A 14,425-nucleotide genomic window follows, 5' to 3' on the forward strand; every position below is an offset into this window, starting at 1 on the left:
GTTTCCTTATTGATTCTCTGAGCTTTTCAGCAAGGCATCGTGACGGTTCTTAGCCAGCTTCATGATCTCGACAGCGATGCGTTCCCGGCGGGATTTTAGCTCAGAGATTCCGGTTAGGGTAAGCGCGGTCTTGATCTCGCTACGTGTCCTCTTCTGTTTATCGGCATTGTTCCAAAAGTCGATGCTGCCGATGCTGTGCTGAAGCGTATCGACAATTGCTTCCATCAGGGCTTTCATCTTCGCGTTCGCTTCCGGAGGAACAACACCATCCTCGAAGGCTTCATTGGCGATATGCTCATAGAACGTCGTCGCCTCCCTACTCATGCCAGCTTCGCCCTGTTGACGGCCCTCTACGGCTACTTTACGAAGGTTCTGCAGCTCTTCAGCCAGCTTTTCCCATTCACCCTGATGGCGATCGATCAGCTGCTCAACCTTTTCCGAAAGGCTTTTATAGAAGGCCGGGTCTTCGTCATGGTGCACGGTGCAGTGCTTGCGGATTGCGTGCTCCATCTCGCTGGCCTTGGCTTCGGCATTTCCCCCCGCGTGCGCATTGAGCTGATCGAGAAAATCCTCTGACAACAACTCCACCGGCGGCACTTTAGGATTGATCCCAAGGCTGATCAGGTGTTCGTTGATCAGATCCCGCACCTTCTGTCCGGCATCGCCTAAGCTCAACGTATCGTCTTTGTAGCGTTCCTTTGCCACCCGCTGGATGTAACCCAGTCGCTTTGCGGGAACCCGATATGGCTGGCCCGCGGTATGGGGCAGAATAATATCCAGGCTGCTAAGAAACTTTTTGAGGTAAACGTCAAAGTCCGCCCGAAGCTTTTCGTCCTTTAGCAGCTTCACTGCCTCATGGACCACAGCCGCATCATCTTCAACTGAAGGCAGCTCCCCCTCAACGAACGCCTGAATCTGCCGGACCTTGTTATCTGTAAACAGGTTTAGAAGCCGCTGGTACCGCTCCTGCAGCACCGGAACCTCGGAGGTAATGTTCTTCAGCCCACTGGCCAATTCCTGCTGTTCATCCGTAGCAGCGTACAGCGTCAAAGCCTCAGTGAGCTTGTGCGTCAGGCCAACGTAATCGACTACATAGCCCCGTTGCTTGCCCTTTTTCACCCGGTTGGTGCGCGCAATGGCTTGCAGTAGAGTGTGCTCACGGATCTTTTTGTCCAGATACATTACCTGCTCAACGGGCGCATCAAAGCCCGTAAGCAGCATGTCGCAGACCACCAGGAACGCGATGCCAGTGTAGGATTTGTCCGGATCATCGAAGGCAAAGGGTTTGCAAAAATTATCGACTGCATTCCAGGCCCTAGCCTGTCTACGGGCCTCGGTGATATAGGCTGCTTCGTTGGTGCCATCGCCGGAAATTACCACTGCTGCCTTCAGAAACTCAATTTGGCGAATTCTCTCTTCATCCGGCGCCGACTCTGCTCTCATCACCTTAAGCGTATCGGCCAAGGCCTGATGAATGGCTTTCTGGTAGCGCACTGCTGCCAGCTTGGAGTGGCAAACCACCTGCGCCTTAAAACCATTAGGAAAGATATGAGCCAGGTAGTGAGCTACCAGGTCCCTGGCAACAGCCTCGATACGCTGTTCGGCCTCCAGAATGTCGCCCGTGGCACCGTACTTTTTCTTGATAGCCAACAGTTCCTCTTCAGAGCGATCTCTGAACAGGTTTTCAAACTTTGTATCGAAGGCGTGTTTTTCGTTCAACGCGGCGTCCGAGGTTCGACCCTCATAGAGAATCTGCAACGTGGTACCATCTTCAACCGCATCCATCAGTTTGTACTTATCGATGTACTCACCGAATCGCTTCACTGTGCGTTTTTCACCGTGGCGTTCGGTAATCAGCGGCGTTCCGGTAAACGCAATGCGAGCGGCATTGGGGAACGCCTCAAAGATATTCTCCCCCAACTCGGAGCTCTGGGTACGGTGGGCTTCATCGATCATCAGCACGATGCGGGAGGAGCGATTGACTACCCCAAAGGTTTCCTTACCCGGAATCGCCTGGTAGGTACCCAAGGCCTCAGCTACGGAAATCGGCAGGCTCTGATCGGCAATCTGGAACTTATGTGCCATCACCATGTTTATGTCAGACTGGTCCGAGGCCAGATCCCAGCGAAGGGCCTGCCGACTTTCAATCACGTTGACGCGCCCGCCGATAAGCGTCGCCGTTTTGGCCAGCTGTTCTTCCAGGTCGGTACGATCATTGATCAGCACCAATTTGTAGTCATTCAGGTCTTTCGACGCCCGCAGCATGCGCGCTACAAACACCATGGTCAGACTTTTACCCGAACCCTGCGTGTGCCAGACCACCCCGCTCCTGTCTTCTGCTGTCTCGCCGTGGCGCAGGCGCTCAATAATTCTATTGGCGGCGCGGAATTGCTGATAGCGGCATACCACCTTGATTCGCGGTCCTCCGTCAGTATCCATATACACCGACGATGTACGCAGAATGCGCAGCAGGTTCGTTTTATTGAGCATCCCCTCGATCAGTCGATGCTGGGCATTCATCCCCTCAGCGTCGGAGTCATCGCGGGGCCATAGAGTTTTCCACGGGTAGAAGTGCTCTTCGCCAGAAGTGATGGTGCCATAATCGGCCTCCATACCACTGGACCGAATCAACAACAAATTACTGTGAAACAGGCGAGACTCGCCTTCCTTCAGGCCCTGGCGTGCGGTGTCTTCGCGCCGGTTCATATAACGCTGCAACTGGACAAAAGCTTCGGCCATAGGATTGGCGCAAGTGGGCCCGCCCTTCTTGCACTCCACAACGGCAAGCGGAATCCCGTTCACGAACAGCACAATGTCAGGGATGATGAACTGCTTAACACAACCGGGAGTGTCTATACGAAATTGGTTGATAGCCAGAAAGTGATTATTCGCCGGTGTATCGAAATCAATCAGTTTAACGACCGGATCCTGCTCACCGGTCTCTTCGTTGGTATCCACCTGGGCCTTGAATAGCAGCTTCTGTACCGCTTCGTTGGCTTCAAGCAAGGTGCGATTAGGTTGCCGAAGAACCTGCTCCTGCAAGTCCACAAGCTGCTTGTCGGTCAGCCAGGTATGACCGCTGGCACCCTGGTTCAGCGATGCCACTGCCTTGGTGAACACGTCGGGTAGCAACCACTGGCGAAAGCTTGCACGATGACTACGGGTCGGGTCGGATGGAATCTCCTGGCCCTGGTCGATGATCTCCCAACCAAGTGCTTTTAATTGCTGCAGAAACGGCTGCTCAACCTCCGTGTACTCACTCATTATTGTTCTTCCGATACATTCTTCACACTGCTTGCTGCAACGGAACCTGTTGCAGACGGATCAAGGCCAGTTCAAGTTTCGGAAGATCGAACAACTTAAGCTTGCGCTGGGCTGCAAAGTCTCCCTCTGGCCAGTGGCTTACACCTTTCAGCAGTGCCGCCGGCTCTGGCTCGACATGCTCTTCGGCTAACAACCAGTCTACTGTGGATAAGAGCTCCAACCCAAAGGGCGACTCAAAGCCATCAATCAAACGTGTGGTCTTTTCAAGCGCTGGCAAGTAGGCGCTGGCTTCCGTTTTCAGATACAGCGCCACCCTGTCACGCTGGGTATCGTTGAACCAGATGGTATCCAAGGGATCACTGTCGCTGATGCGCTTTTCGCTTTTCAGATAACTGCCGTCCAGTGCGTCCAGAAGATGGCGCAACCGGTCGGCGTAAGGGCCGTAATGTTTGGCCTCAAAACGCAAATCCAAGGGGTTGTCCAGACCTTCGGCCTCAATAGCTCGCTCCAGGAACCAGGCCAGTTTTTGGATTTCCAGAAAGCTGCACTCCATCCCCAGCACCCAGTAACGGCGCACCAACTCAGCAATCAGAGCGCGGGCCGGCGTCAGTTTTTCCACACCTCTCTTTTTGGCGACATTCTGATATCGGCTGGTAGGCTCATACACGACAATCTCCACATCTTCGAGATCACCGAGTGCCTGATCGATATGAGGTTTCACTTCTGCCCATTTCAGGCCACCGTTACCGGCGCCCAGGGGAGGAATGGCAATGGAGCGTACTTGATTGTCTTCGATGAAACGGCGCAGGTCGGCGAGGCCGTCGATGATCCACTCCATGCGGGACTTGGCGCGCCAATGCTGCTTGGTGGGGAAGTTAACAATCCAGCGTGGCCCCATCAGTTCGCCGGTTTCAGTGACAAACATCCGTCCAGTTTGAACCTCCCCATCCTTACACGCCTTGGCGTAGGCCACCATATTGGTCGGGAAACGCTCCTTGAACATCAGTGCGATCCCCTTACCCATCACACCAACCGTATTGACGGTGTTCACCAGCGCCTCTACGTCGGCGTCGAGTAGATTTCCGGTGGTGTAACTGATCATTGCACTCTCCCAAGAATGACCGTTCAACTCAAAAGTACCACTGAGGTATACTGTGGATATCCAATTGGACACCTAATCTGGCCGCCTGTTCTTGCAATTCCTGCTGTACCTGCGGGGTATAGCACACTGCACCCAACAGTGCCTCAATGGGCATCTGCCCATGAACCAGAGCCTCGGCCTGGTAGCGTTCGACCTTCTCCGGATCATTCGGGTCGCGCTGGAAGTTGCGCTGTTGCAACAACGGCCAGTCGATTGCATTCAGGTTTATGGGGTCATTGTAGTAATTTGCCGTCATGGTGTAAGCATGGCGGTCAGTAAAAACATAAGGCAGCCCCAGCTCTACAACCCGGTGCAAGCTAGAAACCAGAATCACGATATCCGCATTCGCAACGCGAGCAACACCGCCACGACCGGTATAGATGTTGTACAACATCGGGGAAAACGGCGTGAAGTAAAACGGCACGTAGTCATTCAGCATGCCTCCCGGTGGCAGCGGGACCGCGCGATGTGCACGACGGTTAATAAGTTCCTGGTTGCCGATGGTCACCCAATCTGGCGAACGTGCAGTGCTGTTGCCTGCGTGCAGACCATTAACCAGAATCCACGGTAGGTTCCGGCGGTGGGTTATCCGCCAGATTAGGGCCTTCTCGGGATTGAGGTTCGTGTATGCCATCAGCAGAACATGCCTCTGTTTACAACTACGTCGAGTGCCAGGTTTCGACTGCTGACCTCTTTAAGGACCTTGTCTCGCACCGTTTCATTTGGGACATACAACTTAAAAAAACCTGAAGGACTGACAGGTTCGGGCGACAAACACTCCGCCATACAGACACTTTTACAGTCTGAGTCGTGATAGTTCCTTTCCTGCATCAAATCCCAGTTAATTAGCTCAAAACCCTCTTGATAATCGTAGAATCTAAACTCCTGTCTGGCTAACGGATGCTTTGGCAGTATCTTCCAGTTATTTCCCTCGGCAAGGGCGCGCCGCACAGTAATCAAAACGAATTCTTCATTTGGCCGATCTTTTTGAACCCGCCCGTCAAAGGGGTTTCGTGAGAACCAGTGGAAAGGGACGTAGTTCTCCAGCCCATGCCCACCTCGGCCGACTAAAATCTCCGCATCGGCCACATCGTGGAATTCTTGCAAACCAGCTCGTGGCTGCAAGCCATTGTCCAAAATCGACCCAATATTATTCAGGCTTGTCAGATGATAAAGCAGTTTTTGTTCTTTTATGGTTGGCACAGATTATCACTCCTTGATAGCTAAACGGTTTCGACAGCCCGCTCTTCCTCGGATTCGACACGCACCTGGACCTCGCCGGTGAGCAGGTCGTGCATTAAGCCGGATTTTTGTTTTTGAAATTTCGCCAGTAGCAACCTGTCCTTCTCAATTCTGCAGTCTATAGAATCAATCCTTCGAGCTATCTCTAACTGCTCATCCATTGAGGTTGGCAAAGATATTATTACTCTCTGCAAATTAGTAGGGTTTATGTTTACCTGTTGAACCCCTGGGGTCGCGTAAACCCGTAAAGCATTTTGCGAAGCAACCTGACTCATCCAGTGTGAAAAATACTCAGGAAAAACAGACTCAGTTATTAAGTTCAATCTAACCAGATACGATGCAAAAGAACATTCCGGAAGTTCATCCTTCCAGATGGCGGTCTTTCCGACGTGCTCAATGGAGTTTGTCCTGTTGTACAGAACATCTCCAACGCTGAGCTTAACCTTGTATGCCTCAGGAGCTCTGCTGTATTTCATTTCCGAAACATCAAAACTATTGCTTTGAATATTGTTCATTCTGAGAACAGGGATGCCAGACGCTTTGTCGTCAAGACTAGTAGATATTCCGTACTGTACAGATTTTACGTACTTCCCAATTGGTGCAAACTCCCACTCCTTTGGAATCCATCCAATCGGGGTTTGTTGATACAGCTCAGGGGACTGTTCGCGACATGGGCGTAGTTGGCCGTCCGGGCCTATACCGCGGGTGAAAAGGTCGTGCATCAGCCCGGCCTTGATCTGCTGGTACTTATCGATCAGGACTTGCGTCTTTTCGATGGCCTGGTCAATGGTTCCCAGAATTCTGGCGATTTTATGTTGGGCTTCAATGCGAAATGAAGGGACGGGGAATGATTTGAGATCTTCTCCACCAACCGCAAGAAACGTTGAACCTTGGCTTCTACGGTGCAGATAGTGAACATTATCCGAGATTGCGTAGAGCAAGAATCCAGTATCTGCGACCTCATTGATCGCTCTAATAGCAGCAAGTCCCCGGCCGATGCAGTAACTTTGTTCACCCCAGTTCAATGTGCCAACAGGGGCTCTAACACTGATCAGGATCGATTCTGGTTTGGAAATTCTGAGAGGAGGATTACAGTATACTGCTGTCTGGGGGGACTTCCGACCGAACTCGGCACATCCTTGAAGAAATGGAAGCCCTTGCTCACTTGTATTGAGATTCACTGAGCCTGGAGACTGTCCCATCGTTATATCCGAGACATCTCCCAAGCACACCTTAACCAGGGGCTGGCCAGTTTGGGTGGCGCTATTCATATCCCAACTCCATCAGAAACGTGTGCAATTGCCGTGATGCATCATCCCGCTCGGCTTCGATCTGGCGAGCAGTGACAGCGTATTTTGTCCAGAGGTTTTCGATGCTCCTGATGCAGGCCCGTTGCTCGGCACGCAGGTAGGCACTGTAGATGCCCAGCAATCGCGTCTTGAGACGGGCAATAATCACAGTGCGGGCCTCATCGATAGAAATCTTCTTGCGAGCACTTTCAACGAGCTCATCACGCTTGCTTTCGATACCTTTGAGCGTCGCTTTCAGTGCCTTAACTTCATCTTCGAGGGCCTTATGACGGGTCAGGCTGGTTTCGATTCGCTGAGCGCTGTTCCAAGCGTGACGGCCTTGAGCCACGGCATCGCGTAGTGGTGCATTCCATTCACTGTCGAAGCCCTGCTCTTCGGCCAACTCGACAATTCGCAGACCATTTTCAAAGGTGGGATCCTTTCCGGCCAGGCCTTCAGTGCAGTAATAGCCTTTCCTGCTAGCTGGTGGCAGTTTATCGACGGCTTTCAGTTCCGCGAACAGATTAGCGGTGAGGCTTTTGATAGCTTTGAGCTGGGCCTTCCAGTCGGCAGTACGGCCCTTGAGTTCATCCTTTTTGCTTTTGACCGCGTCACCGGGCATTACACCAGTATCTTCGGTGTCTTCAAAATCATCTTCGTCCGCTGCGGCAAACAATGCTTGCAGTTCGGTCAAGCGGGCCTGAGCCTGCTCCTGTTCGGCCAGCACCTCCGGGAACTGGCTTTCCAGAATCTCGTCATCCGGAATTAATTCAGGTCCCCAGCCACTAGCGGCGATGGACTTGAAGTCGGATTTAAGGCTGTCGAAATAACTGGCCAGAGCACCACGCACCTGAAAGGGCGTGAGCAAGCCGTTATCCGCCAGGGCCTCTTCGATGCCTCGCAACAGCTGGCTGCGCATCACATAGACATTGCGCGGCCTGGCCTGCTGATTGGCGGCATCCGGTGCCAGGGCCTCGACCACTGGTAAGTTGTCATCCCACCAGGTCTCCAGCACGTCCATTACTCGCTTGTTAGCGGCAGCTACGCCCGGATGTTGGTTGATAAGCCCGGCAATCTCTCGCTTGTCTGTCAAAGTCGGCGCAAAGTCCATGTAGGCGGTATCTCGTGGAACGAACAGAGCACCCTTGAGGTCAATGTAATTACGCCAGTAGTTATCGAGACTGTCGATTTCCACAATTGGCACGCCACCGTGGAGGTGTGCGCGCACGTCATGGGGTTCCGGTGGCGGAGCGTTGTCGACGTACCGGCGGATGTTGCAGTTGAATCCTTCCTCACGTAGCTCAGCGAAAGGTACCGGGCGGGCATAGCCCGCAATCTCCTGCCCCTGACGATAGGCGTAGATAATTTTATCGATATCTTCAGGACGCAGATGATTCTGGGCTTTGCCTTCACGGTATTCGCGATCGGCATTTATGAATAAAACTGAGTCACGCTCCCGGGCACCGGCCTTGTTCAGTACCAGAATACAAGCGGGAATGCCTGTACCGTAGAACAGGTTGCCGGGCAGTCCGATCACAGCCTCCAAGTAGCCCTGCTCGATGAAGTACTTACGCGCCTCTCGCTCCTCACCGCCACGGAATAGCACACCGTGGGGCATCACCGTCGCCATACGGCCATCGTGCTTGAGCACAGAGAGCATGTGCTGAACGAACATCAGATCAGCTTTCTTGCCCTTCTCTGGCATCATGACCGGAAATCGCCCGGTGAACTTGAGGTCTTTCTTGATGTAGTTCTGGCTAAAGGGAGGATTCGCGACCACCCGATCGAACCGCTTTAATTCGTTGTTCTCGTCAAGGTGCTGTGGCTCACGAATGGTATCTTCCTGGCGGATATCAGCGTGAGAAATGCCATGCAACAGCATGTTCATCTTGCAGATCGACCAAGTGGTGCCGATCTTTTCCTGGCCATACAACGCCAACTCCCGGGCATCGCCACCTTTTTCCCGCAGAAAGTCGCGCATCTGGATCAGCATGCCGCCAGACCCAACAGTCGGGTCGTAGACGCTCATGCCTTCTTCCGGATCGCAGATTTCAGCGCACAGTCGAACCACTTCCCAGGGAGTGTAAAACTCACCGGCTTTTTTACCGGCGGAATCGGCAAAGTATTTGATCAGCCATTCATAGGCGGCACCGAGAAGATCCGGAAACTCGAAATCCTCATCACGCAGGGGGATTTTCTCGAAGTTCTGAACGAAGTCAGCAAGAGTGTCATCATCCAGAGTACGCTGGCCGATTTTGCGGTTGAAGTTGATGCCGCTGAGCACGTCCTGCAGAGCATCCGGGTTGGCGTCTTCAATTGCGCCAAGTGCTTTGTTCAGGGCAGAACCTACGTTCTCTTTGACGTGTTTGAGAGCTGGACGCGGCACAGTTTTGGTCTGTATTTTGCCGTCCTCATCCTTGACCGCCTCGCCTTTCTCATTCTTTACAGTCACGATCTCTTCCCAAGACTCGTTCCATCGGGCACTTGGTGGCACATAGAAGTACTTGCCCGAATAATGATCCGGGTCGACCAGTTCTCCCTCGATGTCTTCCTCTGACATGCCTTGGGCCTTGAACTGTTTACGCAGTTCATCCCGCCGTTGATCGAACAAATCACTGGCACGCTTGAGGAACAACATGCCGAAGATGTATTCCTTGTATTCGCTGGCATCCATGCTGCCGCGTAAGTCGTCGCAGGCGCGTAAGAGCAGGGATTCGAGATGGGAAAGCGTCAATTTCATCGTGAAACCTTGGTATTCATCGGACTGCCTCTGCGCTCTGTGGCATAACCAGGGGCGAGGACAGCGTTTGAGCATTGTTTAAGTGTTTCGTGGTTCCGCAGCCACAGGTGATACTCGTAGGCGGGTAACCGGTGATCCGAGCTACAGTCCACATTCCAATGGCGCAGGAGGTAGCAGGCACGAGCAGCTCGAATGGCGACTCGCCGCACCGGCTGCGTAGTTTGTGAAGAAGTGTCTGCTCGGTCCATATTGAAGTCGAGCGCAATGGCCTTGGGATGATCGTGTCCCGGATGAGGTACTAACTCTAGAGTGAGCTGTTGGTTCCACTCAGTGTCTGCGGCTTGCAGTTCGGCAGGGGCTATCTCGGTATGGTCGATACGTATGTCAGTGATGCGGGTGCAGACAAAATCACGGAACTGACTGCGCTTACGGCAGTAACCGCGTACGTGCCAACGCTGGCCATTGTTGACGATACTATGCGGTACGATCACCCGTTGGCTACCGCCAGAACTGAGAGATATGTAGATAAGTTTGACAGCTTGCCCCTGACTGATGGCTCTACTCAGGGTAGCCAGGGTGTCTCGCGGTGGCGCAATCAGATCGGGGGTATCCTCGCAGAATCCCGACACTTCCCGGGGTGAAGTCACCCCATCGCCAAAGCCATGGGCCAGCGTGTTGAGGGCCGTCTGGCTGTCATGAGGGAACAAGGGCTTGAAGTGGCCTGTTCGATAATAACGCTTGTTTTCGTGGCGTAAGACCAAATTCTCCGGGGCGAGCTCGCGGTAGAGGGTAAAATCTCGGGTACCAGAAGCCACTGCCGTACCGAAATGTTCCATCAACTCGCCACGGGCGATAGAGCCCTGATACTGAAGCCGGAAATCAATATAGGCCAGACGCTCGCGTTGAGCATAGGCGTAGTTGTCTAGTTTTGATGCGGGCTCAGCGAACACCTGTAGGCACCTTCATGCGGTGGGCGATGGCTAGCTACCTTAGAGTATCCGCTGTAATGTAGCAATCATTTTGATTCTTTCTTCAACAAGCTAGACGTCAGCTGGTATCAGACCTTCCAGCTCCAATTCATCCATATCGCAAGCAAGCTGGAAGAGCGCTGCTTCATTAGCTTGGCAAAGCTTTCGAATCTGTACCTGATTGGCGTTTGCACGTCGTAGCACCTCGAAGCCCTTTTCGGTCGCCTCTATTACCGGTAGCTCCCAGTCATGAGCTCTTGAAAATGCTCGTTTGTGGTAACGGTACTGTCCTTCTCGGGGAATGTAGTGGCTGATCACCCGGTGCTTTCCGGAACCATCGTTCTTCCGCTTAAATTCGTTGTAAAACCAGAACATCTCAAGCTTGTTGTCGCGCAGTCTCGCCCTGCAACCGTAATGCCCCGGATAGCCGGGAGTGCTAACGCCACGATGTTTCCGGTTCTGAGCCCAGAAAAAATCACACCAGCGTTGTGCTATGTAAAAGTACCGGTGCTGTTCGAGAATCGTGTTCTTGTATACAGCCCGGAGGAATAGTTCAGAATCGCTATAGGCCTGAACTGTCAGTTCTTCATGATCAACACCCTCATGCCGAGCAGCTCTTCTCCAGGCAGCTGAGACTTCTTCAATCTGTGTGTTTTGATTGGTTGGTTTCATCATAAGGTGCTCCGTTTGTAATCACGGAGCAAATGTTATCCAACCGACGGCTTCAGGATCCTATCCGTTCTTTCCCTTTTTGGGCGCATAGAACGCCTTCAGGTCTCTGACTCGGGCGGAAAAGGGCCGAGACTTAGCCAGTTTCTCTCCAGATAACCTATCTGATGGGGGACCTGAGTCAGTCATTCCCATAACTACAGAATTATGGCAAAAGAGCGGACGCCCATACCTCCCCCTTTTATGGGGGACCTATCATTATGACCAGTTGATCCGGCAGGTCTCCTGAACATTTTTGAGTGTTGGGGTGGGAGTCGTTGATGCGAAAGATTCATCACAAAGGTCTGTTGCGAGACCCGAAGCTGGCTGCAAACTCTCATTCGCCATTCAGCGAAAGCAACGAGCCTCGAAAGGGACTCCGAAAAGACTCCCTAGAAAAAATTGTTGAGCACTGTGCTGTGCGAACCTTTAAAACTACTTGATCACAGTTCACTGAGGATCTCAGCGCATCAAAAAATGCAACTGATACCGAACACTGACTTTCACATGTGAAAGTCACACAACAGAACGGATCGAAAAATATACGAAAAACGGAAAAATCAGGGAGAAACGCCAGGGTTTTATTGTTACGGCTTCCCTTGTCTCGATTTTTTTAATTTTATTATCAGTTAGTTAAAAGACAGCCCCGCCTTTACGCCCTTTAAGAGCAATTCCACGGTTCTCCCCCAAGACGAATATTTCCGATGATTGCTCCCGGCAATCAACAAACGAACGGGAGTAGCCATGACGAAACAATTAAACGCCACCACCGAGCGCCTGCTGACATATGAGGAGGTTTGTACGGTTTTGAAAACGTCGCAGGCAACACTGCGCCGCTATGTAAAACAAGGCCGGTTTCCGGCACCAGTAAAGCCCAACCCCAGTGGCAGGGCTGTCCGCTTTCGCTACCAGGATGTGAAGGCTTGGCTGGACAAGCTGTGAGAGGAGCGGGCTGATGCAATACAAACTTCAAGAAGACGGGCTCTATGCTTTATCAGGTGACCACTGGCAGCGTGTAGGCGGTTGGATTCAGGTAATGGCTCGTACCAGATTAACCGACAAACGGCACGGGCATGGAGCGTTGCTGGAGTGGCAGAATTTCGATGGTGTGAAGCTACGCGAGGTCGTCTATGCTCGAGATCTCAACAGCGATAATGCCCGGCAGGTGCGAGATATGCTGGTTGATACCGGTTATCCACTGACACCCGGGCAGGCAAGCTGGAGCCGGCTTCAGCACTATCTGTTGGAACAGATGGCTCTGGCCGAACCGGCGACGGTGGTTAATCGAACTGGTTGGCACGGTGCGGTATTTGCTACCAGTAACTGGACGATCGGCTGTGCTGACGAGCCGCACCATTTTGTAGGCCAGTTATCAGGTTCTCCAACGTTAGAGGAGTCCGGCAGTCTCAGCGACTGGCAGACTTATGTCGGTGAGCTATGCCAAGGCAACCCATTAGCGATATTCAGCATTGGAACGGCGCTGGCTGCGCCACTGATTGCGTCTGCTGGTATGGAAAATGGCGCCATCCACCTGGTTGGAGCATCGTCGACTGGGAAAACGACCTTGTTGCAATTGGCGGCCAGCGTCTATGGGAGCAACCGCTATGTCCGCAGTTGGATCTCAACCAGTAACGGATTAGCGGCAGTCTCTTCAGAGCACAACGACATGCTGCTGCCGCTGGATGAAATCGGAATGGCCCGTCCGGAGGACATCGATACGGCCATATACCAGATCATGAACGGCTCAGGGAAGCTACGCGCTAACGTTTCCGGCGAGCTGGCCACGACCTCACATTGGCGAACGCTGGTGTTGAGTAGTGGAGAAGTCTGGATTGCAGAGCTACTTCAGCAGATCGGTAAACCGTTACGCGCTGGTCAGCAGATACGCCTGGTGGAGCTCCCAGTGTTTGGGACCTACGGTGCGTTCGACGAACTACATGGTCACAAGCATCCTCAACAATTTGTGGACGAACTGAAGTCTTCTTGTCAGCGCTACCACGGCGCTGTCATTCGGGAGTGGGTGTCATTGCTGACCGAGCGTCATGACGAGCTGAACAGCTACCTGAGTCACGAAATTGGTCGCCTAAGCGGTATTTGGACACGAGACCAGATGGCATCGCAGGTGCAACGGGTCATCAGGCGGTTTGCGCTCATAGGGGCGGCACTTTGTCTCGGTAGTAGGAATTTCATTCTCCCTTGGAGCGAGGAAGAGTCCTTGGCAGCCGTCCACCGAACCTTGAAGGCTTGGCTGGATAATAGAGGCCACTCCAGAAATTCGGAGGAATTCCGGCTTCTCAAAGCGCTGGAGCGGGCCATGAAAGTCTGGGAGCGCAGTCTCAGTGATATTGAACAAGCGAGTGGCCAGGGGGGAGCTGGTTTTCGACGCTTACACGAGGGACGCGAGTTGTGGTTGATCTATAAATCGCACTTCCTGAAGCGGCTCGGGCTGCCGACCCATTACATGAGGGAAGTGGAGGTGCTGTTACAGCGTGACTGCCTGGTGAGTAATGAGCGCTCCCGTGGGACCTACAAAACCAGGGTCAACGGAGATTTGCAGCGGTTCTTTGCGCTCAGGCCTGACCAAGTTAGGCGGCAACTTGAAGAACTGGAGAGAATTGAGCATGAGGACTGACACGGTGTTCCCAATTTCCCAGTTTTCCCACTTTGGTTATGGCGGTGTAGGGGTAGAGCTATGACAGAAAAAGAGATGTTACAGCGAGTATTGCAGGACATGATGGTCCTCAAAAAAATCATTTTGGACCATATTAATGGTAGCAAGGCCCCGGAGGCCGACAAGGAGATCATGAGCCTTGAGGAGTGTGCGGAATACACTGGGCTAAAGAAAAGCACCCTGTACCAGCTAACCTCCCAAAAGAAGATCCCTCATTTCAAGCCAAACGGCCATCGGATCTTTTTTCGCCGCGCAGACATCCTGAAGTGGCTCCAGTCCAACAGGATCGCGACGGCGGACGAGATCGAGCAGTCGGCTGCTCAGCACCTGGTGAGCCACCGAAGACCAGGACGGCGGAGTGTTTGATGTGAGGCAGGTGTATAGAGGGGCTCTGAAAGCCCC

General features: G+C 52.8%; 11 protein-coding genes. 3 read left to right on the forward strand and 8 right to left on the reverse strand.

Annotated features, from left to right (window positions below; all coding sequences use genetic code 11):
- Positions 1 to 6: 6 nt before the first annotated feature.
- The 8 genes from QIT27_RS13125 to mobI form a co-directional block, all read right to left on the reverse strand.
- Positions 7 to 3,264 (reverse strand): type I restriction endonuclease subunit R, encoded by a 3,258-nt coding sequence (locus QIT27_RS13125; RefSeq protein WP_285264099.1) that lies wholly within the window; start codon positions 3,262 to 3,264, stop codon positions 7 to 9.
- A 22-nt stretch (positions 3,265 to 3,286) separates the two neighbouring features.
- Positions 3,287 to 4,366, reverse strand: coding sequence for a type II toxin-antitoxin system antitoxin DNA ADP-ribosyl glycohydrolase DarG (darG, locus tag QIT27_RS13130; protein ID WP_285264100.1), 1,080 nt, complete (start codon positions 4,364 to 4,366; stop codon positions 3,287 to 3,289).
- Positions 4,367 to 4,394: 28 nt separating this feature from the next.
- Entirely contained in the window at positions 4,395 to 5,039 is a 645-nt protein-coding gene (darT, locus tag QIT27_RS13135; RefSeq protein WP_285264101.1) for a type II toxin-antitoxin system toxin DNA ADP-ribosyl transferase DarT, read from the reverse strand.
- Positions 5,039 to 5,608: a DarT ssDNA thymidine ADP-ribosyltransferase family protein gene (locus QIT27_RS13140; protein WP_285264102.1), complete on the reverse strand. Its 570-nt coding sequence runs from the start codon at positions 5,606 to 5,608 to the stop codon at positions 5,039 to 5,041. Before QIT27_RS13140 ends, darT begins: the two co-directional genes overlap by 1 nt.
- A 20-nt stretch (positions 5,609 to 5,628) precedes the next feature.
- Positions 5,629 to 6,918 (reverse strand): restriction endonuclease subunit S, encoded by a 1,290-nt coding sequence (locus QIT27_RS13145; RefSeq protein ID WP_285264103.1) that lies wholly within the window; start codon positions 6,916 to 6,918, stop codon positions 5,629 to 5,631.
- Complete coding sequence (locus QIT27_RS13150) at positions 6,911 to 9,676, reverse strand: class I SAM-dependent DNA methyltransferase (RefSeq protein WP_285264104.1); 2,766 nt, start codon at positions 9,674 to 9,676, stop codon at positions 6,911 to 6,913. The genes QIT27_RS13145 and QIT27_RS13150 overlap by 8 nt, the downstream gene beginning before the upstream one ends.
- Positions 9,673 to 10,626, reverse strand: a complete 954-nt coding sequence (locus tag QIT27_RS13155; RefSeq protein WP_285264105.1) for a WYL domain-containing transcriptional regulator — start codon at positions 10,624 to 10,626, stop codon at positions 9,673 to 9,675. Before QIT27_RS13155 ends, QIT27_RS13150 begins: the two co-directional genes overlap by 4 nt.
- A gap of 90 nt (positions 10,627 to 10,716) precedes the next feature.
- Positions 10,717 to 11,319, reverse strand: coding sequence for a conjugative transfer protein MobI(A/C) (mobI, locus tag QIT27_RS13160; protein WP_285264106.1), 603 nt, complete (start codon positions 11,317 to 11,319; stop codon positions 10,717 to 10,719).
- A 777-nt stretch (positions 11,320 to 12,096) separates the two neighbouring features.
- On the opposite strand from mobI, the gene QIT27_RS13165 reads away from it, so the two are divergent.
- Genes QIT27_RS13165 through QIT27_RS13175 form a run of 3 tightly spaced genes read left to right on the forward strand, consistent with a single transcriptional unit; the run spans position 12,097 to position 14,389 of the window.
- Positions 12,097 to 12,294 carry a helix-turn-helix transcriptional regulator gene (locus QIT27_RS13165; protein ID WP_285264107.1) on the forward strand — a complete coding sequence of 66 codons (198 nt, stop codon included), beginning with the start codon at positions 12,097 to 12,099 and terminating at the stop codon, positions 12,292 to 12,294.
- A gap of 13 nt (positions 12,295 to 12,307) precedes the next feature.
- Positions 12,308 to 13,984 (forward strand): DUF927 domain-containing protein, encoded by a 1,677-nt coding sequence (locus QIT27_RS13170; RefSeq protein ID WP_285264108.1) that lies wholly within the window; start codon positions 12,308 to 12,310, stop codon positions 13,982 to 13,984.
- Positions 13,985 to 14,044: 60 nt separating this feature from the next.
- Positions 14,045 to 14,389: a helix-turn-helix transcriptional regulator gene (locus tag QIT27_RS13175; RefSeq protein ID WP_253023146.1), complete on the forward strand. Its 345-nt coding sequence runs from the start codon at positions 14,045 to 14,047 to the stop codon at positions 14,387 to 14,389.
- Positions 14,390 to 14,425: the final 36 nt, after the last annotated feature.

The organism is Halomonas sp. LC1 (assembly GCF_030247125.1).
Lineage (GTDB): Bacteria > Pseudomonadota > Gammaproteobacteria > Pseudomonadales > Halomonadaceae > Vreelandella.

Coding starts and splice junctions, on each gene's coding strand:
- QIT27_RS13165 (WP_285264107.1), top strand. CDS start 12,097: ATGACGAAACAATTAAACGCCACCACCGAGCGCCTGCTGACATATGAG.
- QIT27_RS13175 (WP_253023146.1), top strand. CDS start 14,045: ATGACAGAAAAAGAGATGTTACAGCGAGTATTGCAGGACATGATGGTC.
- mobI (WP_285264106.1), bottom strand. CDS start 11,319: ATGATGAAACCAACCAATCAAAACACACAGATTGAAGAAGTCTCAGCT.
- QIT27_RS13150 (WP_285264104.1), bottom strand. CDS start 9,676: ATGAAATTGACGCTTTCCCATCTCGAATCCCTGCTCTTACGCGCCTGC.
- QIT27_RS13145 (WP_285264103.1), bottom strand. CDS start 6,918: ATGAATAGCGCCACCCAAACTGGCCAGCCCCTGGTTAAGGTGTGCTTG.
- QIT27_RS13170 (WP_285264108.1), top strand. CDS start 12,308: ATGCAATACAAACTTCAAGAAGACGGGCTCTATGCTTTATCAGGTGAC.
- darG (WP_285264100.1), bottom strand. CDS start 4,366: ATGATCAGTTACACCACCGGAAATCTACTCGACGCCGACGTAGAGGCG.
- darT (WP_285264101.1), bottom strand. CDS start 5,039: ATGGCATACACGAACCTCAATCCCGAGAAGGCCCTAATCTGGCGGATA.
- QIT27_RS13125 (WP_285264099.1), bottom strand. CDS start 3,264: ATGAGTGAGTACACGGAGGTTGAGCAGCCGTTTCTGCAGCAATTAAAA.